The 21,626-nt window shown below is 57.0% G+C and carries 23 protein-coding genes; 8 read left to right on the top strand and 15 right to left on the bottom strand.

What is annotated here, in order from left to right; all coding sequences use genetic code 11:
- Positions 1 to 17: 17 nt before the first annotated feature.
- The 5 genes from BN4275_RS10105 to BN4275_RS10080 form a co-directional block, all read right to left on the bottom strand.
- A complete protein-coding gene (locus BN4275_RS10105; protein ID WP_066457621.1) occupies positions 18 to 644 on the bottom strand; it encodes a cytidylate kinase-like family protein in 627 nt (208 codons plus the stop codon).
- 85 nt (positions 645 to 729) lie between these two features.
- Positions 730 to 2,049 (bottom strand): sodium-dependent transporter, encoded by a 1,320-nt coding sequence (locus BN4275_RS10100; RefSeq protein WP_066457618.1) that lies wholly within the window; start codon positions 2,047 to 2,049, stop codon positions 730 to 732.
- A gap of 126 nt (positions 2,050 to 2,175) precedes the next feature.
- Positions 2,176 to 3,771, bottom strand: a complete 1,596-nt coding sequence (locus BN4275_RS10095; RefSeq protein ID WP_066457616.1) for a sensor histidine kinase — start codon at positions 3,769 to 3,771, stop codon at positions 2,176 to 2,178.
- A complete protein-coding gene (locus tag BN4275_RS10090; protein ID WP_066457614.1) occupies positions 3,755 to 4,429 on the bottom strand; it encodes a response regulator transcription factor in 675 nt (224 codons plus the stop codon). Before BN4275_RS10090 ends, BN4275_RS10095 begins: the two co-directional genes overlap by 17 nt.
- A 515-nt stretch (positions 4,430 to 4,944) precedes the next feature.
- Positions 4,945 to 5,148 carry a helix-turn-helix domain-containing protein gene (locus tag BN4275_RS10080; RefSeq protein WP_066457610.1) on the bottom strand — a complete coding sequence of 68 codons (204 nt, stop codon included), beginning with the start codon at positions 5,146 to 5,148 and terminating at the stop codon, positions 4,945 to 4,947.
- 92 nt (positions 5,149 to 5,240) lie between these two features.
- Here BN4275_RS10080 and BN4275_RS10075 point away from each other — a divergent pair, with 92 nt between their 5' ends.
- Positions 5,241 to 5,468 (top strand): helix-turn-helix domain-containing protein, encoded by a 228-nt coding sequence (locus tag BN4275_RS10075; protein ID WP_066457608.1) that lies wholly within the window; start codon positions 5,241 to 5,243, stop codon positions 5,466 to 5,468.
- 301 nt (positions 5,469 to 5,769) lie between these two features.
- Here BN4275_RS10075 and pduL read toward each other — a convergent pair whose 3' ends face one another.
- A complete protein-coding gene (gene pduL / locus BN4275_RS10070) occupies positions 5,770 to 6,345 on the bottom strand; it encodes a phosphate propanoyltransferase (RefSeq protein WP_066457606.1) in 576 nt (191 codons plus the stop codon).
- 165 nt (positions 6,346 to 6,510) lie between these two features.
- On the opposite strand from pduL, the gene BN4275_RS10065 reads away from it, so the two are divergent.
- The 4 genes from BN4275_RS10065 to BN4275_RS10055 all read left to right on the top strand — a co-directional run bounded on the left by BN4275_RS10065 (position 6,511) and on the right by BN4275_RS10055 (position 9,236).
- Positions 6,511 to 7,074, top strand: a complete 564-nt coding sequence (locus tag BN4275_RS10065; protein WP_066457603.1) for a uracil-DNA glycosylase — start codon at positions 6,511 to 6,513, stop codon at positions 7,072 to 7,074.
- A gap of 114 nt (positions 7,075 to 7,188) precedes the next feature.
- Positions 7,189 to 7,545, top strand: coding sequence for a hypothetical protein (locus BN4275_RS10060; RefSeq protein WP_066457601.1), 357 nt, complete (start codon positions 7,189 to 7,191; stop codon positions 7,543 to 7,545).
- A 6-nt stretch (positions 7,546 to 7,551) separates the two neighbouring features.
- Positions 7,552 to 7,698: a hypothetical protein gene (locus tag BN4275_RS17315; protein ID WP_154018870.1), complete on the top strand. Its 147-nt coding sequence runs from the start codon at positions 7,552 to 7,554 to the stop codon at positions 7,696 to 7,698.
- The gene (locus BN4275_RS10055; protein ID WP_079988207.1) at positions 7,695 to 9,236 is read left to right on the top strand and encodes a recombinase family protein; all 1,542 of its coding nucleotides are present in this window, start codon (positions 7,695 to 7,697) and stop codon (positions 9,234 to 9,236) included. Before BN4275_RS17315 ends, BN4275_RS10055 begins: the two co-directional genes overlap by 4 nt.
- 5 nt (positions 9,237 to 9,241) lie before the next feature.
- On the opposite strand, the gene BN4275_RS10050 is transcribed toward BN4275_RS10055, so the two are convergent.
- A complete protein-coding gene (locus BN4275_RS10050; protein ID WP_066460332.1) occupies positions 9,242 to 10,000 on the bottom strand; it encodes an IclR family transcriptional regulator in 759 nt (252 codons plus the stop codon).
- Positions 10,001 to 10,216: 216 nt separating this feature from the next.
- Between BN4275_RS10050 and BN4275_RS10045 the strand changes: the two genes are divergently transcribed.
- Positions 10,217 to 11,164, top strand: a complete 948-nt coding sequence (locus tag BN4275_RS10045) for a sugar kinase (protein ID WP_066457598.1) — start codon at positions 10,217 to 10,219, stop codon at positions 11,162 to 11,164.
- Positions 11,165 to 11,178: 14 nt separating this feature from the next.
- Positions 11,179 to 11,823: a bifunctional 4-hydroxy-2-oxoglutarate aldolase/2-dehydro-3-deoxy-phosphogluconate aldolase gene (locus tag BN4275_RS10040; protein WP_066457589.1), complete on the top strand. Its 645-nt coding sequence runs from the start codon at positions 11,179 to 11,181 to the stop codon at positions 11,821 to 11,823.
- Between the two features lie 59 nt (positions 11,824 to 11,882).
- Here BN4275_RS10040 and BN4275_RS10035 read toward each other — a convergent pair whose 3' ends face one another.
- The 3 genes from BN4275_RS10035 to BN4275_RS10025 form a co-directional block, all read right to left on the bottom strand.
- Positions 11,883 to 12,839: a D-2-hydroxyacid dehydrogenase gene (locus BN4275_RS10035; protein WP_066457586.1), complete on the bottom strand. Its 957-nt coding sequence runs from the start codon at positions 12,837 to 12,839 to the stop codon at positions 11,883 to 11,885.
- A gap of 28 nt (positions 12,840 to 12,867) precedes the next feature.
- Complete coding sequence (locus tag BN4275_RS10030) at positions 12,868 to 13,764, bottom strand: sugar phosphate isomerase/epimerase family protein (protein ID WP_066457581.1); 897 nt, start codon at positions 13,762 to 13,764, stop codon at positions 12,868 to 12,870.
- 154 nt (positions 13,765 to 13,918) lie between these two features.
- Positions 13,919 to 14,623 (bottom strand): FadR/GntR family transcriptional regulator, encoded by a 705-nt coding sequence (locus BN4275_RS10025; protein WP_066457580.1) that lies wholly within the window; start codon positions 14,621 to 14,623, stop codon positions 13,919 to 13,921.
- 373 nt (positions 14,624 to 14,996) lie between these two features.
- Between BN4275_RS10025 and BN4275_RS10020 the strand changes: the two genes are divergently transcribed.
- Positions 14,997 to 15,719 (top strand): hypothetical protein, encoded by a 723-nt coding sequence (locus BN4275_RS10020; RefSeq protein ID WP_066457577.1) that lies wholly within the window; start codon positions 14,997 to 14,999, stop codon positions 15,717 to 15,719.
- 123 nt (positions 15,720 to 15,842) lie between these two features.
- Here BN4275_RS10020 and BN4275_RS10015 read toward each other — a convergent pair whose 3' ends face one another.
- From BN4275_RS10015 to BN4275_RS09995, 5 genes are all read right to left on the bottom strand, one after another.
- Entirely contained in the window at positions 15,843 to 17,468 is a 1,626-nt protein-coding gene (locus BN4275_RS10015; protein ID WP_066457573.1) for a transglycosylase domain-containing protein, read from the bottom strand.
- Position 17,469: 1 nt separating this feature from the next.
- Positions 17,470 to 17,829, bottom strand: coding sequence for a BlaI/MecI/CopY family transcriptional regulator (locus BN4275_RS10010; protein ID WP_066457571.1), 360 nt, complete (start codon positions 17,827 to 17,829; stop codon positions 17,470 to 17,472).
- Positions 17,830 to 17,972: 143 nt separating this feature from the next.
- A complete protein-coding gene (locus tag BN4275_RS10005) occupies positions 17,973 to 19,952 on the bottom strand; it encodes a TRAP transporter fused permease subunit (protein ID WP_066457568.1) in 1,980 nt (659 codons plus the stop codon).
- Positions 19,953 to 19,971: 19 nt separating this feature from the next.
- Positions 19,972 to 20,295 carry a DUF1850 domain-containing protein gene (locus BN4275_RS10000; RefSeq protein WP_066457565.1) on the bottom strand — a complete coding sequence of 108 codons (324 nt, stop codon included), beginning with the start codon at positions 20,293 to 20,295 and terminating at the stop codon, positions 19,972 to 19,974.
- A gap of 167 nt (positions 20,296 to 20,462) precedes the next feature.
- Positions 20,463 to 21,422: a TAXI family TRAP transporter solute-binding subunit gene (locus BN4275_RS09995; RefSeq protein WP_066457562.1), complete on the bottom strand. Its 960-nt coding sequence runs from the start codon at positions 21,420 to 21,422 to the stop codon at positions 20,463 to 20,465.
- Between the last annotated feature and the right edge of the window lie 204 nt (positions 21,423 to 21,626).

Below are 21,626 nucleotides of genomic sequence, written 5' to 3'. Positions count from 1 at the left end.
TTCAAGCTTTCTCTTCTTCAACGGGCGTCCTGGCGCATCCCGGCAAACTGTTTGATCAGTTCAACCGCGTTGTCCCCACCGATTACGCTGCTGTCGATGGCAAGATGGTAGTTGGCCGTTTCACCCCATTTTTTGTCCGAATAGGCATTGTAATAGGCCGCGCGCTTTTTGTCTGTTTTGACAATGAGATCCTTCGCCTCGTTCGAAGAAAGCTCGTGCAGCTCTTTGATCCGCGCCACCCGGTATCCCAGCGGCGCATGGATGAACACGTTGATGCAGTCCGGGTCACCGCGCAGAGCATAGTCGGCGCACCGGCCCACGATGACGCAGTCGGATTTCTTCGCCAGCTTCTGGATTGTTTCGAACTGGGCGAGGAACAGTTTCTGGGTAAGCGGGATGTTGGACGCACCCGCGATGTTTCCGACCGAATAGGGATTGACCGACAACGAGTAGAGCAGGCTGCTGACCGGTTTTTCATCGTTGCTTTCAAACAGTTCCCTGCAGATGCCGCTTTCCTGCGCGGCGATTTCCAGCAGCTCCTTGTCATAGAACGCGATTCCCAGCTCATCCGCCAGCTTTTTGCCGATCTCGCGGCCGCCGCTGCCGAACTCCCTTCCGATGGTGATGACCGTCCGTTTTGCCATGATAACCGCTCCTTTCGTATTGGCCGTTCAATGGCTCCCCTGTGATATAATTATACATCAAACTTTTCACTTTGTATAGTCGGATTCATCCGATCCCCTGATAGATGACGCTGAACGCCACCACCGCCGCCGCGAGCAAAACATACAGATATTTCGCACAGAAATCGAACGCTTTCCCGAGGGGCTTACTACGCCCGCGCATCAGTTCCGCCCGAATTTTCGGCAGGCCCAGCACCCAGTAGATCATCACCGCGCCGAGTACCGCGCCCGCGGGCACCACATAGATCGTGATCATATCCATCCATCTGCCCATGTACGGCTCATATTCAATAAAGACGCCGACCGCGAAGGCCACCGCGCCCACCAGCAGCATCGCCGGGACACGCGCCAAACGCAGATGACGCTGCACCGCTTCCCCGACCACCTCGAACATATTGACGAGCGAAGTGATCCCCGCGAACAGCACCGACAAAAAGAACAGCACCGCGAACAGCCGCCCCGCAGGCATCTGTGCAAACACTTTGGGAAGGGTGATGAAGAGCAGCGGCGGTCCCTTCTGCGGGTCGAGCCCAAACGCAAAAACCGCCGGAATGATCGCAAATCCCGCAATCAGCGCCGCGACCGTGTCGAGCGCCGCCGTAAGGCCGGACGAATGGACAATGTCCTCCTTTTTGGAAAGGTAGCTGCCGTAGATGATCATGCCGGAACCGGTGATCGAAAGGGAGAAGAACGCCTGCCCCATCGCCATGATCCAGGTCTCAGGCCGCAGCAGTTGTTCCCAGTGCGGGATGAGCAGATAGGCGTAGCCCTCCGCCGCGCCGGGCAGGAACGCCACCCGTACCGCGATGATCAAAAACAGGATGAAGAAGGAAGGCATCATGACCTTGTTGACCTTTTCGATCCCCTCCACCGCGCCGCAGGCAAGCACCAGCACGGTGATCACGATCACCGCCAGATGCCACGGGACACTGCCAAAAGGGCCGGTCATCTGGGCAAAAAATTCACCCGCGTCGGAATCGAGCATCGCGCCGGTCAGCGATCCGAACATCGAACGCAGGACCCAGCCTACCACGATCGAATACCCGATCGCGATACCGAGCGAGCCGAACAGTGGAATCGCCCCTAAAAATTTGCCGCCGCGCTTGCCGCGGGACTTCATCGCATAGTCGTACGAACCGATCGGTCCGGTTCCCGTGAGCCGTCCAAGGCCGAATTCGCCCGAGAGCCCCACCCAGCCGAACAGCGCCACAAACAGAAAATAGGGAATCAGAAACGCCGCGCCGCCATACTGCCCGACCCGGTATGGGAACATCCAGATGTTGCCCATGCCGACTGCCGACCCCACCGATGCCATGACAAAGCCGATCTTGGTTGCAAATTCACCGCTGTTTTTCATTTCCGCCATTGTCCTTCTCCTCGCCACACGCTTTTCAGATAACCATATCATACAGGATTCCCCAGGAAAAGTCCAATCAAACATAAAAACCTCCGGACCGGCAAATACCGTTTGCCGGTCCGGAGGCCGCTTTTTTTACACGTCCGCGCTTTCTTCATCCGCCTCTTCGGCATCTTCCTCATCGTCGAAATCCGCCAGTTCCAACTCAAACCAGAACCGGACCCCGGTTTCGGTGTTCTCCACGCCGTAGGCCTGATGATGCGCTTCCATAATCACTTTAACGATCGCAAGCCCCAGCCCGTAGCTGTCGCCCGTCGTGCGGGACTTGTCCGCGCGGTAGAAACTGTCGAACAGGCTGCCGATATCCTCCTCACTGATCGGATTCCCACTGTTTTCCACCGCGACGCGGCAGCGGTTTTCGATTCTTTTTGCCGTCACCAGGACCCGGCCGCCGTCCGGCACGTATTTGGCCGCATTTTCAAACAGGTTGGTCACCACCTGTTCGATTTTAGCAAAGTCCGCCGTGACAATGAAGGCGTCCTCCAGTTCCTGCCGGACTTCGATGCCGCGCTTTTCGGTGAGAATCGTGTGGTTATAGATGACCGCATCCACCACTTCGCTCAGGCAGAAAAAGGAATATTCCACCTTATCGATGCCGCTTTCAAGTTTCGACAGCCCAAGCAGTTTGCCCACCATCCGCGAGAGCTTGTTGCCTTCACTGACGATGATCTCACAGTATTCCCGGTCGGCATCCGAAAGGTTCTCATCCTCCCGCAGCGCCTCCGCATAGCTGATCATCAGGGTGAGCGGGGTCTTGAAATCGTGAGAGACGTTCGCCACAAACTGCTGGCGCATCCGGTCTGTCTGCTGCTGGCGGACAAGGTCGCTTTGCAGCACCGCGTTTGCTTCCCGCATCTGGTCGACCGCCTGCTGCAAGTCGTCCGACATCCGGTTGATGCTCGCCGCGAGCATGGAAATCTCATCTCCGCCGCGCGCTTCGCATTTCTGGGAGAAATCGAGTTTGGAAATCTGGCCCGCAACCTCCTGAATCCGGCTGAGCGGCTTTGTAATCCGCCCAACTACAAAATAGATCACCACCGAACCGCACAGCAGAATCGCAATCGAAAGCAGCGCGGTATATTTCACCGCGAGGTCGGCGGTCGATTTGATATATCCGCGCGGCGTCTGGATGTAAAGAAAAACATTGTCGTCCAGTCTGACCGACAAACTCAGTGAATCCTCTTTATATTTGTCATCCTGGCCTTCTGTTTTTTTCCCTTCCCAGCCCGTTCTCTTACCGTTTTCACCGCCCGTTTCGATCAGAAAATCCATCCCGGTGCGCTTGATCCGTTCGAGCAGCATCGTTTCCCGCTCCTGGATCTTTTTTTCAATCTCCGGCGGCAACGGCACGCCAAGCGGCGGATTGTCCCACTGGTTGCGGGAATGGTAATCGATCTGAAGCTTGCCGTCCCCACTGAGCGAAAGCAACATCACCTCGGTGTTTTTGCTTTCCGTCCGGCTGAGCACCTCATAAATTTCATCGCTGTTCTTCTGATAAGCCGTCTGGATATCCCGTGCATTCTCCCGCAGCTCATAGAGCTTGTTGGTCTGGTAAAACCCTTCAAACAGCGAAGACCCCATCACAAGAAGAATGATAACATTTAAAATCAAAATAAGCAAAATGACCGAGAAAAGCTTACGTTTGACGCTCCATTTATTCCAGCCACTCAAATTTGTAACCAACCTTTCGTACGGTCACGATATTTTTGGCGTACTTTCCGAGCTTTGCGCGCAGGCATTTGATATGTGTGTCAACCGTGCGGTCGTCTCCGTTGTAATCCATATCCCATACTGTACACAGGATCTGATCCCGCGTAAGGACAATATTCACATTTTTCAGCAGGTAATAAAGCAGGTCAAATTCCTTCGGTGTGGTGATAATTTTCTCCCCGTCGACCGTCACAGTACGTTCCCGGTACAGGATCTTTACCCCGCCGGCCTCCACATCGCTCATGTCGTTGACCGTGGTGCGCTTTAACAGGTTTTTTACCCTTGTCACCAGAATGGTCGGGGAAAACGGCTTGGAGATATATTCATCCGCACCCATCCGGAAACCCTGTACTTCGTCATGTTCGCTGTCACGGGCAGTCAGCATGAGGATCGGCACGTCCGACCGGCCCCGAATCTCCCGGCAGGCGTCATAGCCGTCCTTTTTCGGCATCATAACGTCCAGCATGACCAGCACAACATCCTCATTGTTCTCGAACTTTTCAATCGCCTGTTCCCCGTCCGCGGCTTCAATTACCTTGAAACCCTCCCGCACCAGGTAGCTCGCCACGAGCTGGCGGATTTTCGCTTCGTCTTCTGCAATCAAAATTTTGCTGTCCATACGCGCACCTCATCTTTTTTGTTTCTGTTTTTCAGTATGCGATGGAAATGTGTTCCCAATGTGTGCAAATTTCGGCTTTTCTGAAAAACCTGCAAACATTCACGCGTGTCGCCGCGCGGGCGGGAATCAAGCGGCTTTGCCGCTTGAGAATCACGAGCGCCCTCCGCGCGCCCGGGCCCCATTTCTTGCCCGTGCAAGAAGCGGGAATCAAGCGGCTTTGCCGCTTGAGAATCACTGGCGCCCTCCGCGCGCCCGGGCCCCATTTCTTGCCCGTGCAAGAAATGGGGGAAAGAACACGCCAAGGGGAAACCCCTTGGAACCCCACCGCCGCTGATTGCTTCGCAAAGGCGGCGGCCGCGTCCTTAGACTTCGAGACTTGCATCGCAAGCGCTCCCAATGAAACGGTCAGCTCAGGACTGATGGCAACGTATTGTGCTCCCAGGTTATGGGCAGGCTGCAAAATCCGGGCGGATCACGCGATCAATCGATGCCGCCGCAGGGCGGCGATTTCTTAATCAGCGCTTATCTGTACGTCCTACCAAATAATCCAATGAAACCTTGTAAAAGTCACAAATTCGGATCAACTGCTCAATTGGCACATTGATATTTCCATTCTCGTAATCAGAATATGTGCTCTGCGTTACGTTCAAATACTCCGCAAGCTCTTTTTGTTTCATGTCTGAATCGACTCGTAAGTCTTTGATTCGTCTAATTAGCATAATTATCACCTCAACTTTAGTATAAAATATCGGCATTACCCATATTTACAAATATAGGTACTGCCGATATAATTATTTTAGAGGTGATTGTCATGATTTATCCACGAGTCAAAGAATTACGATTGGAGAAAGGGCTGACGCAAAGGCAGGCTGCCAGCGCGGCCGGCGTTTCGCTGTCCGCGTACCGCAGAATGGAAACCACGGGGCACATTTACGACTATGAGCTGGTGCAGCTTTCGATTTTTTACGATGTTCCCACAGATTACATCCTTAACAGAACCGACCAACGGGAAATTCATCGAGCGCGGAGCGCAATTTAAAATCGGCTTGTCCGCTTTGCGCGCAGCGCATTTTTGCGCCGGGCGCAAAAATATGTCCCGCGTGCTTTTCATCACGCGGGACACAACGTTTTGTCTCAGCAGATTGCGCGCGATCTTTGCCGCAGGCAACGAAATCGCGCGCACGGGGCCGCGGGGTGTCCCCGCGTGTCTTCTTTCGTCCATTTCTTGGACAAGCAAGAAATGGACCCCGGGCGCGCGGAGGGCGCGATATCCCAGGCGCGCGGAGGGCGCAATGCCAACGCTCACAGAGCGCAAAGCCGCGGCGCATGCAAGGCGCCAATTATCTTACGACTTCGCCCCAGACTTCGCCAGCGCAGCCAGCGGCATTGGCCTCGTCGGTATCGATGTGCATTGCCGGAGAGAATTTCTCGCTGACGCGCACGACGACATCTCCGAAAACGAGCGGGCGGGAAGCCGGATCAACCTTGACCGAAACGATCTCCTTGTCCTTGACGCCAAGTTCGGCGGCAGCTTCCGGGGTAAGGTGGATATGGCGTTTGGCCGCGATCAGGCCCTCTTTGAGCTCGACCTCGCCGCACGGGCCGACCAACTTGCAGCCAGCGCTTCCGGCAATATCGCCCGATTCACGAACCGGCGCGCTCACGCCGAGGGTTCTGGCATCGGTGAGGGAAACTTCGATCTGGGTTGCCGGGCGGGTCGGTCCGAGGATCGAAACGCCGGAGATGGTTTTCTTGGGGCCAACCACATCAACGCGCTCGACGCACGCATACTGTCCAGGCTGGGAAAGATCCTTTTTCGGGGTCAATTTGGCTCCTTTGCCGAACAGAGTTTCCAGATCCTGCTCTGTCACGTGAACATGCCGCGCGGAAGTTTCAACAATAAATTTTCCTGCCATTTAGGTATTCCTCCATATGATAAAATTTGCTAGGTTTCTTTGTTTATTTTACGATGTTGCGCCGGTATTTGCAAGTATTGTTAAAACATTATCAATGCTTTATTCCTATTTTATCTATGATATAATAAAATACAACGAATCCAGCTATGGATAAAGGAGCGCGTTATGATCGAAGATTTTGAAGCCCTGCGACAGACCGTTCTTTCCTGCAAAAACTGCAAGCTCTGCGAGACCCGTCACAACGTCGTCTTTGGCGTGGGCAATCCGCAGTCAAAGGTGATGTTCATTGGGGAAGGCCCGGGCGAAAATGAGGATTTGCAGGGCGAGCCGTTTGTCGGCCGCGGCGGACAGCTGCTCGACAAGATGCTCACCCATGTCGGCCTCTCACGCAATGAAAACGTCTATATTGCCAACATGGTCAAATGCCGCCCGCCCAAAAACCGCGACCCGGAAAAGGACGAGCTCGAAGCCTGCATCGGCTATCTGCGCAACCAGGTGCATCTGATCCGCCCAAAAATCATCGTCTGCCTGGGCCGGATCGCGGCCTGCGCGATCATCGACCCAGGCTTCAAGGTCACCAAGCAGCACGGCGAGTTCTACGACCGAAACGGTACTCTGATGATGGGCACCTTCCACCCGGCGGCCCTGCTGCGAAACCCGGGCAGCAAGCCCGCCGCACTTGAAGATTTTCTGAAACTGCGCGAAAAACTGGACAGCCTGCCAGACTGAGCTTTCTAAAAAAACGCCGGATTCCTTATGGTTTAGGCAGTTTTTCAATTCTTTTCACCAAACGCCTCCCAAACGAATACCATGTGGTAACAATCGTTTTGGGAGGATTTTTCTATGAATAACAGCGCAAAACCTTACCACTTCTTCCTGGGCGCGAATACGCCGCAGGGATTTGTCTCCCGCTTTGACCAGCTTGCCGATGCGAATGACGGCTGGCGTGAATTTGTCATCAAAGGCGGGCCCGGCACCGGCAAATCTTCCTTGATGAAAAAGGTCGCCGAACATGCCGGCGGACGCTGTTCCCATGTGGAACTCATCCACTGCTCCTCCGACGTTGATTCGCTTGACGGCGTGATCCTCGGAGATATCAAAACCTCAATTGCGGATGGTACCGCGCCCCATGACGGGAGGACCGTTCTCAAAAACCCGCATACGCGGGATTGTCCAGCGCATAAGGATACGCTGAGGTGATCCAGCATGAAACAACCAGACTTGATCCTCCGGGAAGAATTCCGTTCCGAGAAAGAAGCCGAACGCGCCCAGAATTTACAGCAGCTCCTGGAGACCTGCCTCGTCCTGATGCTTGAAGCCCAGTCGGATGCGGAAAGCAGGCGGGACAGATGACCTGCGCCGTCTATTGCCGCCTGAGCCGCGAGGACGAGGGGCGCGGCGCGGCGGAAAGCGAAAGCATTCAGAACCAGAAGGCCCTGCTCATCGCCTATGCCGAAAAGCAGGGCTGGGAGATCTGCCGGATTTACAGCGACGAGGACTATTCCGGCGCGGACCGCGCCCGGCCCGCTTTCAACGAACTGCTCCGGGATGCCCAAGCGGGAAAATTCCAAGTGGTGCTCTGCAAAAACCAATCCCGTTTCACCCGTGACATGGAACTGGTGGAAAAATATCTGCACGGTCTGTTCCCGCTCTGGGGCGTCCGGTTCGTCGCGGTGGTGGACAACGCGGACACCGCGGCGCGCGGCAACAAAAAAGCCCGCCAGATCAACGGGCTGGTCAACGAATGGTACCTGGAAGACCTTTCAGAAAACATCCGGGCAGTCCTTGACCAGAAGCGCCGGGATGGACAGTACATCGGCAGTTTCCCGCTTTACGGCTACCAGAAAGACCCCGCAGACCGGCACCATCTCATCCCGGACCCGACGGCGGCCGCCATCGTGCGGGAGATCTTTTCGCACTGTCTCTCCGGCATGGGCAAGCAGCGGATCGCCGATCTGCTCAACAGCCGCGGCGTCCCGAACCCCACCGCTTATAAGCGGCAGGCCGGGCTCGCCTATCAGAATGGCGCCGATTCCGGCAGCGGACGCTGGAACCGCACCACTGTGGGCCGGATTTTACATAATGAGGTCTACTGCGGCACGCTGGTGCAGGGGGTCAAACGCAAGCCAAGCTACAAATCCGACCGGTGCTCCGCTGTTCCAAAAGAGGAATGGGTCCGGGTCCCCGGAACGCACGAACCGCTCATTGCGCCGGAAACCTTCGCAGCGGTACAGCGGCTGCTCTGCGCGCGTACCCGCTCGGATGGCAGCGGATCGGTCCATCTGCTGGCAGGACGGGTATTCTGCGCTGATTGCGGCGCGCCGATGATCAAGGTTTCCCATGTCTACAAGGGCCAAAAACACAGCTATCTGCAATGCTCCGCCTATGCAGCGAATCGGGCAATCCCCCACTGCACACGGCATTCGATCCGGCTTGACCGGCTGGAGGACGCGGTGGCAGCACGCATCCGCGGGTATGCCCATTCACTTTGCCGGATGCCGGATGGGCGCCGTCTTTCGCATGTGCGGGACGGGGAAGCGCTGATACTGGAGCGGAACGCCAAATCCCTGCGCGGGCAGATTGCGCGGCGGGATGCGGCGGTGCGTTCTCTCTATCTCGACCATGCGCAGGGGCTTGTTCCCCCGGAAACCTTCCGCGAGCTCCTCGGACAGTTCTGTGCCGAACGCGAAACGCTGCAAGCGCGTCTGACGGCGCTTGAATCCCAACGACGCGAACAGCAAAACGCGCCCGGCATCGCCGGGCGCATCGAAAAGCTGTGGGGATTTGATCCCATCCCGCGCGCAGTTATCGGGCTGGTGGTAGGACGGATCGAAATTGGGGAACGCCAAACGGACGCAAGCCAGGAGATCCGCATCCAGTGGAATTTCTAAACCGCTTAAAAATGCAGGTGCGGAACAATTTTTTCGGCATAGCCCGCCGCGTCCCGCAAAAGCTGTTCGGCGCAGCGCTTCTTTCGGTCGTCATAACGAAAGACCGGCATCGCCACGCTGAGCGCGGCGGACACCCGCCCGCCCGATTCGACCGGGACGGCAATGCAGCGGACCGATTCGTTCGACTCCTCATTTTCATATGCAAAACCGGTGGCTTTAATCTCCTGAAGCTGCCGGTAAAGTTCCGAAAAGTCGGTAACTGTATGGGCGGTCAGGGGCCTGAGCCCGTCCGGATAGGTCTCACGAAGCTGCCCAAGGGTAAAATCGCGCAGAAGCGCCTTGCCGATTCCCGTGCCATAGGCCGCCAGCCGCCGCCCGATCATTGAATACATCCGGATGGGTTGCTGCTTGGGATCGACCTTCGCCAGATAAAGCACATCCCCTCTGTCAAGAATCCCAAAATGGCAGGTCTCTCCGCAGCCATCCACAATCTTCCACATCATCTCCACAAGGCTTTCGTAAGCGTTGGTATTTTGGATGCGGCTACCGATTTCAAAAAGGCGGTATCCCAGCGAATATGTCTGGGCCGCCTGGTCGTAATCGAGATATTGATGTTCCCGCAGGGTGCGCACGATTGGAAAAAGGGTGCTCACCGGGATATCCAGGCTTCGGGAAAGCTCGGACAGGGTATATTTTCCCGTGCCCGCCGACACCTGCTCCAGCACCGAAAGTACCCGGAGAGTGGGTTTATGTTCACTGGCCATATGTTCGCAGCCTTTCTCATATACAAATATAGTTTCATATTGTGAGATCATTATAGCCCGCCTGGTTTGGCCTTGTCAATTGCGCCCAATCAAAATTTTTCCGGGAGTCCGTCCAAAAGCGCATTGACAACTGCTGAAAACGCTGGTACAATGCGTTTGTAAATGTTATTCGTAAATACGTTCTATTTTCTTATATGCGAAAACGGAGGAACTGTTATGCTGGACCTGGTTACCATTGGCGAAACGATGGTGGTCTTTATTCCAAGGGAAAGCGGCTATCTGCGCTATGTTTCGGAATTTACCAAAAAGACGGCCGGCGCGGAAAGCAACGTAGCGATCGGCCTTGCCAAGCTCGGGCATTCGAGCGGCTGGATCAGCAAGATCGGCAACGACGAATTCGGGGAATTTTTACTGCGTGAACTGCGCGGCGAGGGGGTGGATACCTCCCGGGTGCTCCGCTCGGGCACCAATCCCACTGGCCTCATGTTTAAGCAGTTTCGTTCCGGCGGCGAGACCAGCGTCTTTTATTACCGCCGCGATTCCGCCGCGAGCACCCTCTGTCCGGAGGATCTCGACGCAGATTACATCCGTTCTGCGCGGATCGTCCATCTGAGCGGCATCACCCCAGCGCTTTCCGCATCCTGCGCCGAAACCGTGCCGCACATCATGCGGATTGCCAGGGAGGCAGGCGCGCTGGTCAGCTTCGACCCCAATATCCGTCTGCGGCTCTGGGACGCCGCGCGCGCAAAACAAACCCTCGCGCCGCTGTTCGCCCAAAGCGACATCGTACTCATCGGGCAGGACGAAGGCGAAATGCTGGTGGGGGAAAGGGAACCGGAGGGGATCATCGCGGCGCTGCGCGCGCAAGGCGCGCGGTGGATCGCTGTGAAGATGGGCAAACGCGGCGCGATGGTCGCGGACCAGTCCGAAAGTTTTATGATCCCGATTGTAGACGGGCCGGTCGTCGACAATGTCGGCGCGGGGGACGCGTTTGACGCCGGTTTCCTGTGCGGCATCCTCGAAGGCTGCGGCGTGCGGGAATGCGGCGAAATGGGTTCCATCATGGGCGGCGCGGCGGTTTCCGCCAACGGCGACGTGGAGGGGCTCCCCAACCGGGAGCAGTTTGACCGCATCCGGCAAAAAGCAACCGTGATCTATCGATAAAGGAGGAGATATTTATGGGACAGACGGCATTTGAGCAGATACGCGAAACCGGCGTCGTTTCGATCCTGCGCGGCATCGCGGAAAAGGATCTGGAAGGAACGCTCGCGGCACTTTACGAAGGAGGCGTGCGCGCCGTCGAAATTACGCTGAACACCCCCGGCGCGCTGCGGATGATCGAACGCAGCCGGGAGCTTTATGGCGATCGGATGGCGGTCGGCGCGGGCACCGTGCTCGAAGCGGCCAGCGCACGCGCCGCAATCATCGCGGGCGCGGACTTTGTGCTGGCGCCTACCCTTTCGCTCCCAATGATCGAAATGTGCCTCACCTACGGCTGTCTCGCCATCCCAGGCGCTTTCTCCCCAACCGAAGTGCTCACCGCCTGGCAGGCGGGCGCGCAGATTGTCAAAGTGTTCCCATGCGGCAGCGTTGGGCCTGCCTATATCAAGGATCTGCGCGGACCGCTGCCGCAGATCCGCATGATGCCGGTCGGCGGCGTGACGCTCGATACCACACCCGCATTTTTTGCGGCGGGCGCCTGCTCGGTCGGCGTCGGCTCGAGCCTTTTTGATCCGAAGCTTGCGGCCGAGGGGCGTTTCGACGAGCTGCGGGACCGGGCAGCCAGTTATATCGGACTTGCCAAAGCACGCAAAGTGCGCTAGGTTTTCCAAAAAGCATAAGAGGCGTGCAGCCCAATGGGCTGCACGCCTCTTGTTTCGTTTTACGGATTTACAACATTGACCGGTCTGCCCACGAGGAACTGCCGGAAGTTGTCGACGGCGATATCCATCAGACGCTGGCGGCTCTCCTTGGGCGCCCAGCTGATGTGCGGCGTGATGATGCAGTTCTTCGCCCCCAAAAGCGGGTTGTCCCCCTTGATCGGCTCGGTCGATACCACATCCAGCCCCGCCGCGTAAACCTTCCCGCTGTTTAACGCGTCCGCCAGGTCCTGCTCCACGATGAGCGGACCCCGCGAGTTGTTCAGGATGATCACCCCATCCTTCATCTTCGCGATGTTTTCCCTGCTGATGATCCCTTCGGTCTCCGGGAACAGCGGGCAGTGCAGCGCGATCACATCCGAGGTTTTCAGCACCGTTTCCAGATCCACATATTCCGCCAGCGCTTTTCCGCTCTCATTCGGATACGAATCGTACGCGATCACCTTCATCCCCAGCGCCTTCGCGATCCGTCCCGTCGCCTGACCGATCCGCCCAAACCCGATGATCCCCATCGTTTTGCCCGCAAGCTCGATCAGCGGGTAATCCCAGAAGCACCAGTCGTCGTTATGCTCCCATCTGCCCTCGTGCACCGCCTTGTTGTGGTGCCCGATGTGGTGGCAGATTTCCAGAAGCAGCGCGATCGCGAACTGTCCCACCGCGTCGGTCCCGTAGGTCGGGATGTTGCACACCGGTATCCCGCGTTCTTTCGCCGCCCCAACATCCACGATGTTGTAGCCGGTCGCCAGCACCCCGATGAACTTCACATGCGGGCATTTCTCCAGCGTCTCCCGGCTGATCGGGGTTTTGTTCGTGTAAACCGCGTCCGCGTCCCCAATCCGCTCCGCGATCTTCTCCGCCGGCGTCCGGTCATAGACCGTCAGTTCTCCGAGCGCTTCCAGTTCCCCCCATGAAAGGTCGCCCGGATTCTCGGTGTAGCCGTCCAATATCACGATTTTCATAAAAGTTCCTCCTTATCCGGCAAACGCCTCAGTCTTCCACCATTGCCCACGCGCGGTTGATCACACGCTTCGTGTTCGCAAGGATGATATCCGCGTCCTCGTCCCCAAACGGCGACACCTCAAACGACAGCACATACGGGTCGGCCGGGTTGAAGAAGCCTTCTTCCTTCAGCACCGTGAAGAAATCCACCAGCTCCTCCGTGTCGTTCGCGCTGTTCGGGAATCCGAACCGCGGATGCTTGTCTCCGTATGCCGGGCATCCTTCCTTCACCACCGCGTTCCCTATGTGGAAATGCGTGATGTACGGCCGCAGCGTGCGCACCACGAATTTGCTCGTCTCGTAGGTGGTCGGGAAATGGCTCAGGTCCACCATCAGGCCGAAGTTGCTGTGCGTCAGCCGCATATCCGCCGCGAACCGCGCCGCCAGCGGCGCCGGCCCGATCAGCGCGGCTTTGTCCATGTCGTAATCGAACACCTCGAGCTCCACCATCATGCCTTTTGCCTTCGCGTAATCGCACACCGCGCGGGTCGTTTTCAGAAGCTGCGCATACGCTTCCTCCTTATGCGCCGCCTCCCATTTGCCCGCCAGGAACGCGATGCCTTTCGCACCCAGGTATTCCGCTTCGTCCACCGCTTCAATCAGGGTGGCCTCCGCCTTTTTGCGCCCCTCTTCGTCCAGGTCGTTCGGGTTCAGCTTCGGCCCCAGCAGCCGCGGCTGCGCTCCATAGCACACCTTCAGGTGGCTCTGCTCCAAAAGCGCCTTCGCTTTCGCGCGCGTCTCGTCGTCCCCGACTTTGCACACTTCCACCGCATCGAAAAATTCGTCGCATGCGATCGTCTTCAGGCTTTCCAGAAGCTCACGCCCAGGGTGGCTCATCCACTGGATCGTTCCTACTTTGAAATATTTGTGAATGCTTTCTCGCAAAATTACAATCCCCCCTTTTGATCATTTTCTATTTGGGGCCGCCCTTGCTTTTGGCAATGGCAGGGCCGTCAAACCGGTATTCCGCAGGCGACAGGCCATTTTTCGCGGCAAAGCCGCCCTCCGCCTGCTTCAATTTCACTGCGCGCCCAGCAGGTTATCGGTTGAGCTGCGCCGTCATCTGAATGGTGTTGTTGATATGTTCCTCCATCAAACGCTTGGCCTGTGCGACATCGCGGCGCTCCACCGCGCGGATCATCTTTTCATGATAAACCGCTCCGTACGCTCCCATGACCGCGACATTCTGATCCAGCATGGGACGCAGGTAGGTGTCCTGAATAATTTCAAAGACCCGAAGGATCACCGGATTATTGGTCGCAACCGCAATCAGATGATGAAACTGCATATCATACCTGCTGATGAGTTCATCGCTTTTCGCCATGGCCATTGCTTCATACGCCGCCTGCATCTGGTCGATCTGCCCAATATCGGCCCGCATCGCCGCAAGGCCGATGCTCTCCACTTCGATGATCTTACGGAATTCAAACATACTGACCCGGTCCGCCCGTCCGGAAAGCATATAAGGGATCATCGGTTCAAACTGATCCGGACAGCTGCAGGTACGGATGTAGGTACCGCCGCCCTGCCTGCGCTCCACAAGCCCCTGCCCCATCAGCCGGCTGATAGCCGCGCGCGCAGATACCCGGCTGACGCTCATCATTTCGCAGATCTTGCTCTCCGATGGAATTCGTTCGCCGGGCTTCCATTCGCCGGAATAGATCGAGTTACGCAACCGTTCATAGACCATATCACTGACGTTTGGTTTGCCCTTCGCCTGAGTGGCACGATTTTCTATTTCCATAAATCGCTCTCATTTCTATCCCCATCTTGGGCAAATTTGTAATACAACTTTTTATAATCATATTACTTTTATTTCAGTATATTGCTCTTTGATGATAAAGTCAATAATAATCTATGATTTGTCACACGAAAAACGAATTTTTTCGCACATAAAGTCCTCTCATTCACCTCGATTTTCATTCAGGTCTCAATTTGTAATACAATACGAAGAATCTGGATGCACCCCGCCGACTCCGGCGGCTTATCCCCGTTTTTTATCGTCCGCAACCCCAGCCCATGTCATCGACCCCAAATATCCCGGCGCGTTTGAACAGCTGATCGACCTGTCCTCCTGCTGGGATGAACACAAGCTCTTTGAATCCCGTCAGGACATCATGGCGCTGGCCGCAAAGATCAGCCGCTGTCACGAGCATTCCTGCCGCTTCCTTGGCGCGGCGCAGAGTCTCATCGGGGATACATACCGGATTGCGCTCGACGCCACCTCGGTCATCAAAACGGTCAAAGCGGCCGGGCGGATCGCCATGGCTGAATTCAAGGGGGGCCCGGACGGCAGAGGCCACGAGTCGGTCCGCTTCCTTTCCGCTGTTACAAACAAGGGGCTTACCATATTTGATGAAACCGCACGCACCATCTGTGAGCGCGTCTATCTGATCGAAGATCCATACGGCGCGGCCTCCCGGCTGCTGCTCACCTCCCTGCGCAGTCAAGCGCTGGAAGCTGGCTGGAACATCATCACCTGCTACTGTCCGCTCTCCCCGTTTGAAAAGCTGGAACATCTGTTCATCCCGGAACTGAAACTCGGCTTCATGACTGCGAATGATTACCACAAGCCGGATATCGAGCCTTACAAAATTATCCGCTCCCGCCGCTTCACCGATCCGGAACAGCTCAAAAAATCCCGTAAACGGATCGCATTCAACAAGAAAGCCGCCGCGCAGATGCTCGACCAGGCGGCCCGGCTGCTTGCCGAAGCGAAAAAACTCCATGACCAGCTCGAAGATTATTATGTGGACGCCATGGATTTTGACAAGGTGAACGCCGTCTGTGAACGGGTCATTGCCCGCTACGATCACATCCTTTCGCAGTACGGCCTTTGAATCACCTCCTTTCCCGCCCCCGGGACAGCGTTTCCCCTCCCCTTGAGAAATCTGCCCGGGACGATAAAAGGCGGGGCCTGTGAAACGTCAAGTTTCACAGGCCCCGCCGCTTTTGTTTTTCGCTCAGCGGTTCGCCGCCAGGACGAGCTCCCGTTCGCTCGCCTCTTGTGCCGCTTCGGGGGAGAGGTAGCCCTGGTTCACCATCTCATAAAGCACATCTTTTCGCCGCTGCGCATTTTGTTCCGGATGCACATAGAGGCTGTAGCGCTGCGGATACTGCGGAATCACCACAAGCGCCGTCAGTTCGGTGAGGTTCAGTTCCGACAGCGGCCTCCCAAAGTAAACCAGGGCCGCGTTGCCGATCCCATAGGTATTTTCGCCGTAGTAGACCTGGTTGAGATACGCCTCCAGAATTTCATTTTTGCTGTAAGCGCGTTCCACCAGCTGTGCGGTGTTGATCTCCCGCAGCTTGCGCTTGATGGACACTTCGTTGTCGCCGGTCGCGATCTTGACCAGCTGTTGGGTGATGGTCGAGCCGCCTGAAGGTCCCCAGTAGACCGGCACGAACAAATTGATGGCTGCGCCGGTGGTCCGTTTCCAGTCCACGCCGCCGTGCTCCCAGAACCGCCTGTCCTCCACCGCGACCACTGCGTTGACAAGGTCCTTTGGCAGTTCCTCATAGGGCACCCAGACCGGCTGTTCCGGGCGCGACATCTGGTCGTAAAGCCCTTCCACCACGATGGAGGGCGCCTGCCCGGCGGCAAACACCAGCGCCGGATTGCTCAGCGCGCAAAGCATCACGCAGGCCACCAGCAGGACCGAAAGCAGGCTCACCCACAGTGGGCTGCGCCGGTAGCGTACGATCGAAACCACACGGCTCTTGACCGCGCTTTCGCCAAAAGCGGGCAGACCGAACCGGCGAAGCGCAGTGTCCGCCACCGCCATCTCGTAAAGCGTGCCCGCATAGGATTTACGGATGTCCTCCTTTGCGCCGCGCAGCACCCGCTCGTCGCAGGCAAGCTCCATATCCCGCACCGCCAGGAAGAAACAGAGCCACGCCATGGGGTTAAACCAGTGCAGGCAGGCCACCGCGAGCATCAGCGGCTTCGTGAAGCAGTCCCGCCGCCGGATGTGTGCCATCTCATGGGCGAGCACCATCCGCAGCGTCTGCTCGTCCGCCGTTTCAACGAGTGTGGCGGGCAGGATGACCTTTGGGAAGACAGTCCCACAGACGACCGGCGACTCCACATTCGCCGACCGGAACACCTTCGGACAGCGCCGCAGGCCCGCGGCCGCCGCACATTCCTGCACAAGTACATCCCCGGGATACCGGGAGGCGTCCCGCAGCTTTGCGCAGGCGCGCAGATAGAATGCCGTGAAGAACACGAGCAGCGCCGCCGCAACCATAGCCCAGACCGCCGCCGCTATCCACACCGGGCCCGCGGCCTGCGCGGCCCCCTGTACCTCCGGCAGATAGTCCACCTTCACGAGCGGCAGATATCGGGAGGCCTGCTCGATACGGGGCCCCACCTGCGCGGCGGCCGGCCCGGCGACCGACAGGTTGAAAAAGCTGAAACCGGCCGAAAAGTAGGCCGGGACCGCCATCCGCACAAAGACCGCCGCCCACAGCCAACAGATAAACCGGCGCGGGATGTGCTTTTGCAACAGCAATCGCAGCAGCAGGACCGGCAGCGCGAGCAGGGCTGCCGCAAGCGACATATTGAGAACGCCGAGAAAAATCCCTTCCATTTCAGTCCTCCTCCGTGCAGCTGTCGATCAGCCGCTTGAGTTCCGCCGCTTCGCCGGGCGAGAGCTTCCCCCGCCCGATGAACGAGGCCAGGAACATCTGGAGCGAACCGCCGTAGACCCGGTCGATCAGCTCCTCGGTCTCGTTCTTCTGCACCTGTTCGCGTGCGACGAGCACCGAAACGAGGGCGTTCTCGTTCTTGACGATGCCCCGCGCCGCCAGCCGCCGGATGACCGTGTAGGTGGTCGACTTCTTCCAGCCCAGATGTTTTTCACAGAGCCGAACCAGCTCGGTGGAATTGACCGGTTCATATTCCCAGAGCAGGTTCAAAAATCGCAGTTCGGAATCATTGATCTTGACCATGTTGACTCCCCCTTCGAGAGGTTTACAGGTTTAAACCTTATGTCAAGTCTACAACAGTAAACCTCGTTTGTCAAGCATCTTTTTGCACGAAACGCAAAAAGAGCCCGGAGGATCACCTCCGGGCTCTGCGAAGCCAGACGCTGCTATGCAGTTTTCAGGGTGGATTTTTTCACCGAAAGCACCTGCGTAAGCCCAATGACGCCGATCAGCGCGATTCCGGCCACGTCGGTGACCAAGCCGGGATAGATCAGCAAAAGCCCGCCCACAATCGCAACCATTCGTTCCCATGCAGGCATGTCACACAGCATATAACCCTCGAGCCCCGCCGAAATGCCGAAGATTCCAAGGAACGAGGTGATGATGATGCCGATGACCTCCCAGAAGGAAGTGTTGATGAAAAGCATCGCCGGATTGAGCGCGAAGATATATGGCACGATGAATGCCGCAATCGCAAGCCGCGAAGCGTTCACGCCGGTTTTCATCGGGTTGGAACGGGCGATTGCGCTGCCCGCGTAGGCGGCGAGCGCCACCGGCGGGGTGATATCCGCCACGATACCAAAATAGAATACAAACATATGCGCCGCGATCGGCTCGATCCCCATGCCGGTGACGAGGATCGGCGCGCAGGTCGTCGCCATGATGATATAGTTTGCGGTCGTCGGGACGCCCATGCCCAGCACAATGCAGGTGAGCATGGTGAGCAGCAGCGCCACGATGGTCACATCGCCCGCGATGGCCACAATCGACGAAATCAGGATCTGACCAAGGCCGGTCATCGTGACCACGCCTGCGATGATGCCCGCAATCGCGCAGGCAATCGCCACCGTGAGGGTGCTCTTCGCGCCGGTCTCGAGCGCGTCAACAAAGGTGGCCGGGGTCATGCGGGTATCCTTGCGGAACATGCTGACCACAATCGCGGTCAGCGTCGCATAGACCGCCGAACGGGACATGGTGAACCCCTGGATGATCATATAGACAAGCATCACGAGCGGCAGCAGCAGGTAACCGCGGGTGACGAGCAGCTTTCCAAATTTGGGCAGCTCCTCTTTGGAGAGGCCCTTGAGCCCGAGCTTTTTCGCCTCTAAATGCACCATAATGAAGATACCGGAGAAGTAGAGGATCGCCGGCAGGATCGCCTTGAGGGCAATGGTGCCATATGGCACGCCGACCATCTCCGCCATCAGGAAGGCTGCGGCGCCCATGATCGGCGGCATGATCTGGCCGCCGGTTGATGCAGCGGCCTCAACCGCGCCCGCGAACTCGCCGCGGTAGCCGGTCTTTTTCATCAGCGGGATGGTGACGCTGCCGGTCGTGACCGTATTGGCCACCGAACTTCCCGAAACCATACCGCACAGCGCGGACGAGATGACAGCGACCTTGGCCGGGCCGCCGGTCGAAGCGCCCGCCAGCGAATTGGCCGTCTGGATAAAGAAGTCGGAAATACCGGTTTTCTCCAAAAAGGAGCCAAACAGGATGAACAGCACGATAAAGGTCGAGCAGACGCCGATCGGCACGCCGATGACGCCGCTGGTGGTATAAAAGAGATTGTAGACGATCGTTTTAAGCGAGTTGCCAGATGCAAAGGCATAAACCACAAAACTTCCCGCCACGATCAGAATCGGGATGCCGACCACCCGGCGGCAGGCCTCCACCAGCACCAGGATGCCAATGACCCCGATGATCACCTGGAACTGGGTGATGCGGGTCGCGCGCTGGATAATCGCCTGAAAGTTCACGACAAAGTAGAAAAAGCTCCCCGCGCCCAGCACGCCGAGCACCACATCGTACCACGGGATGTAATCGTATTTATGCCCGGTGCCTTTGCGCGCCGGAAAGATGATAAAGATCAGCGCGATCACCAGCCCGACAAACGCGGCGCGGCGCAGCCGCTCCTCCCAGTTTGCGAACAGGTTCATATATACCGCAAACAGCGAAAAGGCCGCCATCAGGTAGCGTACCACCTTTTTGGGGACCCCCTTGAAGTGACGGACGTTCGACTCCCGGTCATATTTTTCCATAATCGCCTGGACGTCCGCCGCGCTCCCGGTCAGTTCTTCCCCCGGAACCGCTTCCTGCCGCACTTCTTGCGGCTCCTCGTCCGGTTTCTTTTTGAATAAGGACATACCCTATCCCCCTTCATGATTAAAATAGCCTCCATGCGCAGGAAAAACGCACCGCTGCGTTTTTCCCGCAAAGCGCCCGCAGGCTCACCTGCCGGCCGCCGATCGTGAGCGTGTGGTCCGAGACGGTTCCCACCCGGTATTGCAGATCGTCCATCCGCTGCGCAAAGCCCGAAACGATCATCGCCCCGTCTTCACCGTAACGCAGAGTCTGGCCTTCCGCAAGCTCGGTCTGTACCCCGGCCCCAAAGCTGTAATACACCGTTTCCACCACATAGATGCCTCCGCCGCGGATTTCGTAGATGTCGGTGAGCGGGGTCTTGTTCACCGAGTGAACAAACCCCACCGAAAACCGCTCCCCTTCCGCGACGGGATACCGCGCATAGACCCGCCCGGTGTCCGGATCCTGCAGGGTGAGGCAGTAACCGCCTCCGAGCCAGCCGATCAGAAGAATTACAGCCGCAATAACAAAAATTATCGCGGCTGTAATCTGAAACTGTTTACGCCTGCCGGTTATGACAGCGCGCCCACTTCTTTAAAATACTTTTCCGCGCCGGGATGGAATGGAACCGAGATGCCCGCCACCGCATAGGCCGGATCGAGTTCCGCGCCCTTTGCATGGCCGTCGGTAATGGCATCCTTGTTGTCAAAAATACCCTTTGTCAGATGATATACCGCGTCTTCGGAAAGCTTGTCCGAAGCAATCAGCGTCGCTTTGACCGCCACAGTCATCACATCCTGATCCACACCGTTGTAGGAGCCGCCCGGGATGGCGTACTGGGTATAGAACGGATAGCTCTCGATCAGCTTGGCCGCGTGGGCGTCATCGATCTCGAGAAGATTGATCTTGTTAGTAGTGGAAAGCTCAACCACCGCAGTGGTCGGCGCGCCCGCCGTACAGAAGAACGCGTCAATCTTGCCGTCCTTGAGCGCGTCAGCGCTGTCACCAAAGCCAAGGTTCTGCACGGTAATATCGTCAAACGAAATACCATAGGACTCCAGAATCTGGCGGGCATTAAATTCCACGCCGGAGCCCGCGTCACCCACCGAAACACGTTTGCCCTTGAGATCCTCGATCGAGGTGATGCCCTCCGCGCTGATGATCTGGCAGACCTCCGCGTAAAGCGCTGCGACCGCTGTAAAACTCTTGACTGCGCCATCCTCCTCAAACAGGTCGGTGCCGTTATAAGCATAGTCCATGACATCATTCTGGACGATTGCCAGCTCGGCCTCGCCGTCATCAATCAGGAAGATGTTCGCTTTGGAAGCGCCGGTCGACTGCACCGTGATATTCATATTTTCAACCTTATCGTTGAGCACGTTGGCCAGCACGCCGCCAAACGCATAATAGGTGCCGGTCGTCCCGCCGGTACCGAGTTTCATATCGGACGAATCCGACTTGCCGCCGCATCCGGCAAGCAGGAGCGCGCAGGCCAATGCCAAAGCCAACGCGCGCACAATGGTTTTTTTCATGGTTACCCTCTCTTTCCTTTGTTGTCTTTCAGACAATCTGTAAGATTTATTATAGCACGTCCACCCGAAGTCTTTCAAGCCGCCCCGGGAATCCCCGCCTGGATAAAAAGCCTGCGATAAATTGGGCATTCTGCCAATTTCAGTAAGTTTTTGGTATTCAATCCGCAAAATGAAACAAAAAAATGCCGGTTTGTCTTGATTTTT

This window comes from Anaerotruncus rubiinfantis (assembly GCF_900078395.1).
GTDB classification, from domain to species: domain Bacteria; phylum Bacillota; class Clostridia; order Oscillospirales; family Ruminococcaceae; genus Anaerotruncus; species Anaerotruncus rubiinfantis.
The sequence above is the reverse complement of the archived record's forward strand: the minus strand, read 5'-3'. Positions and strand labels throughout refer to the sequence as shown.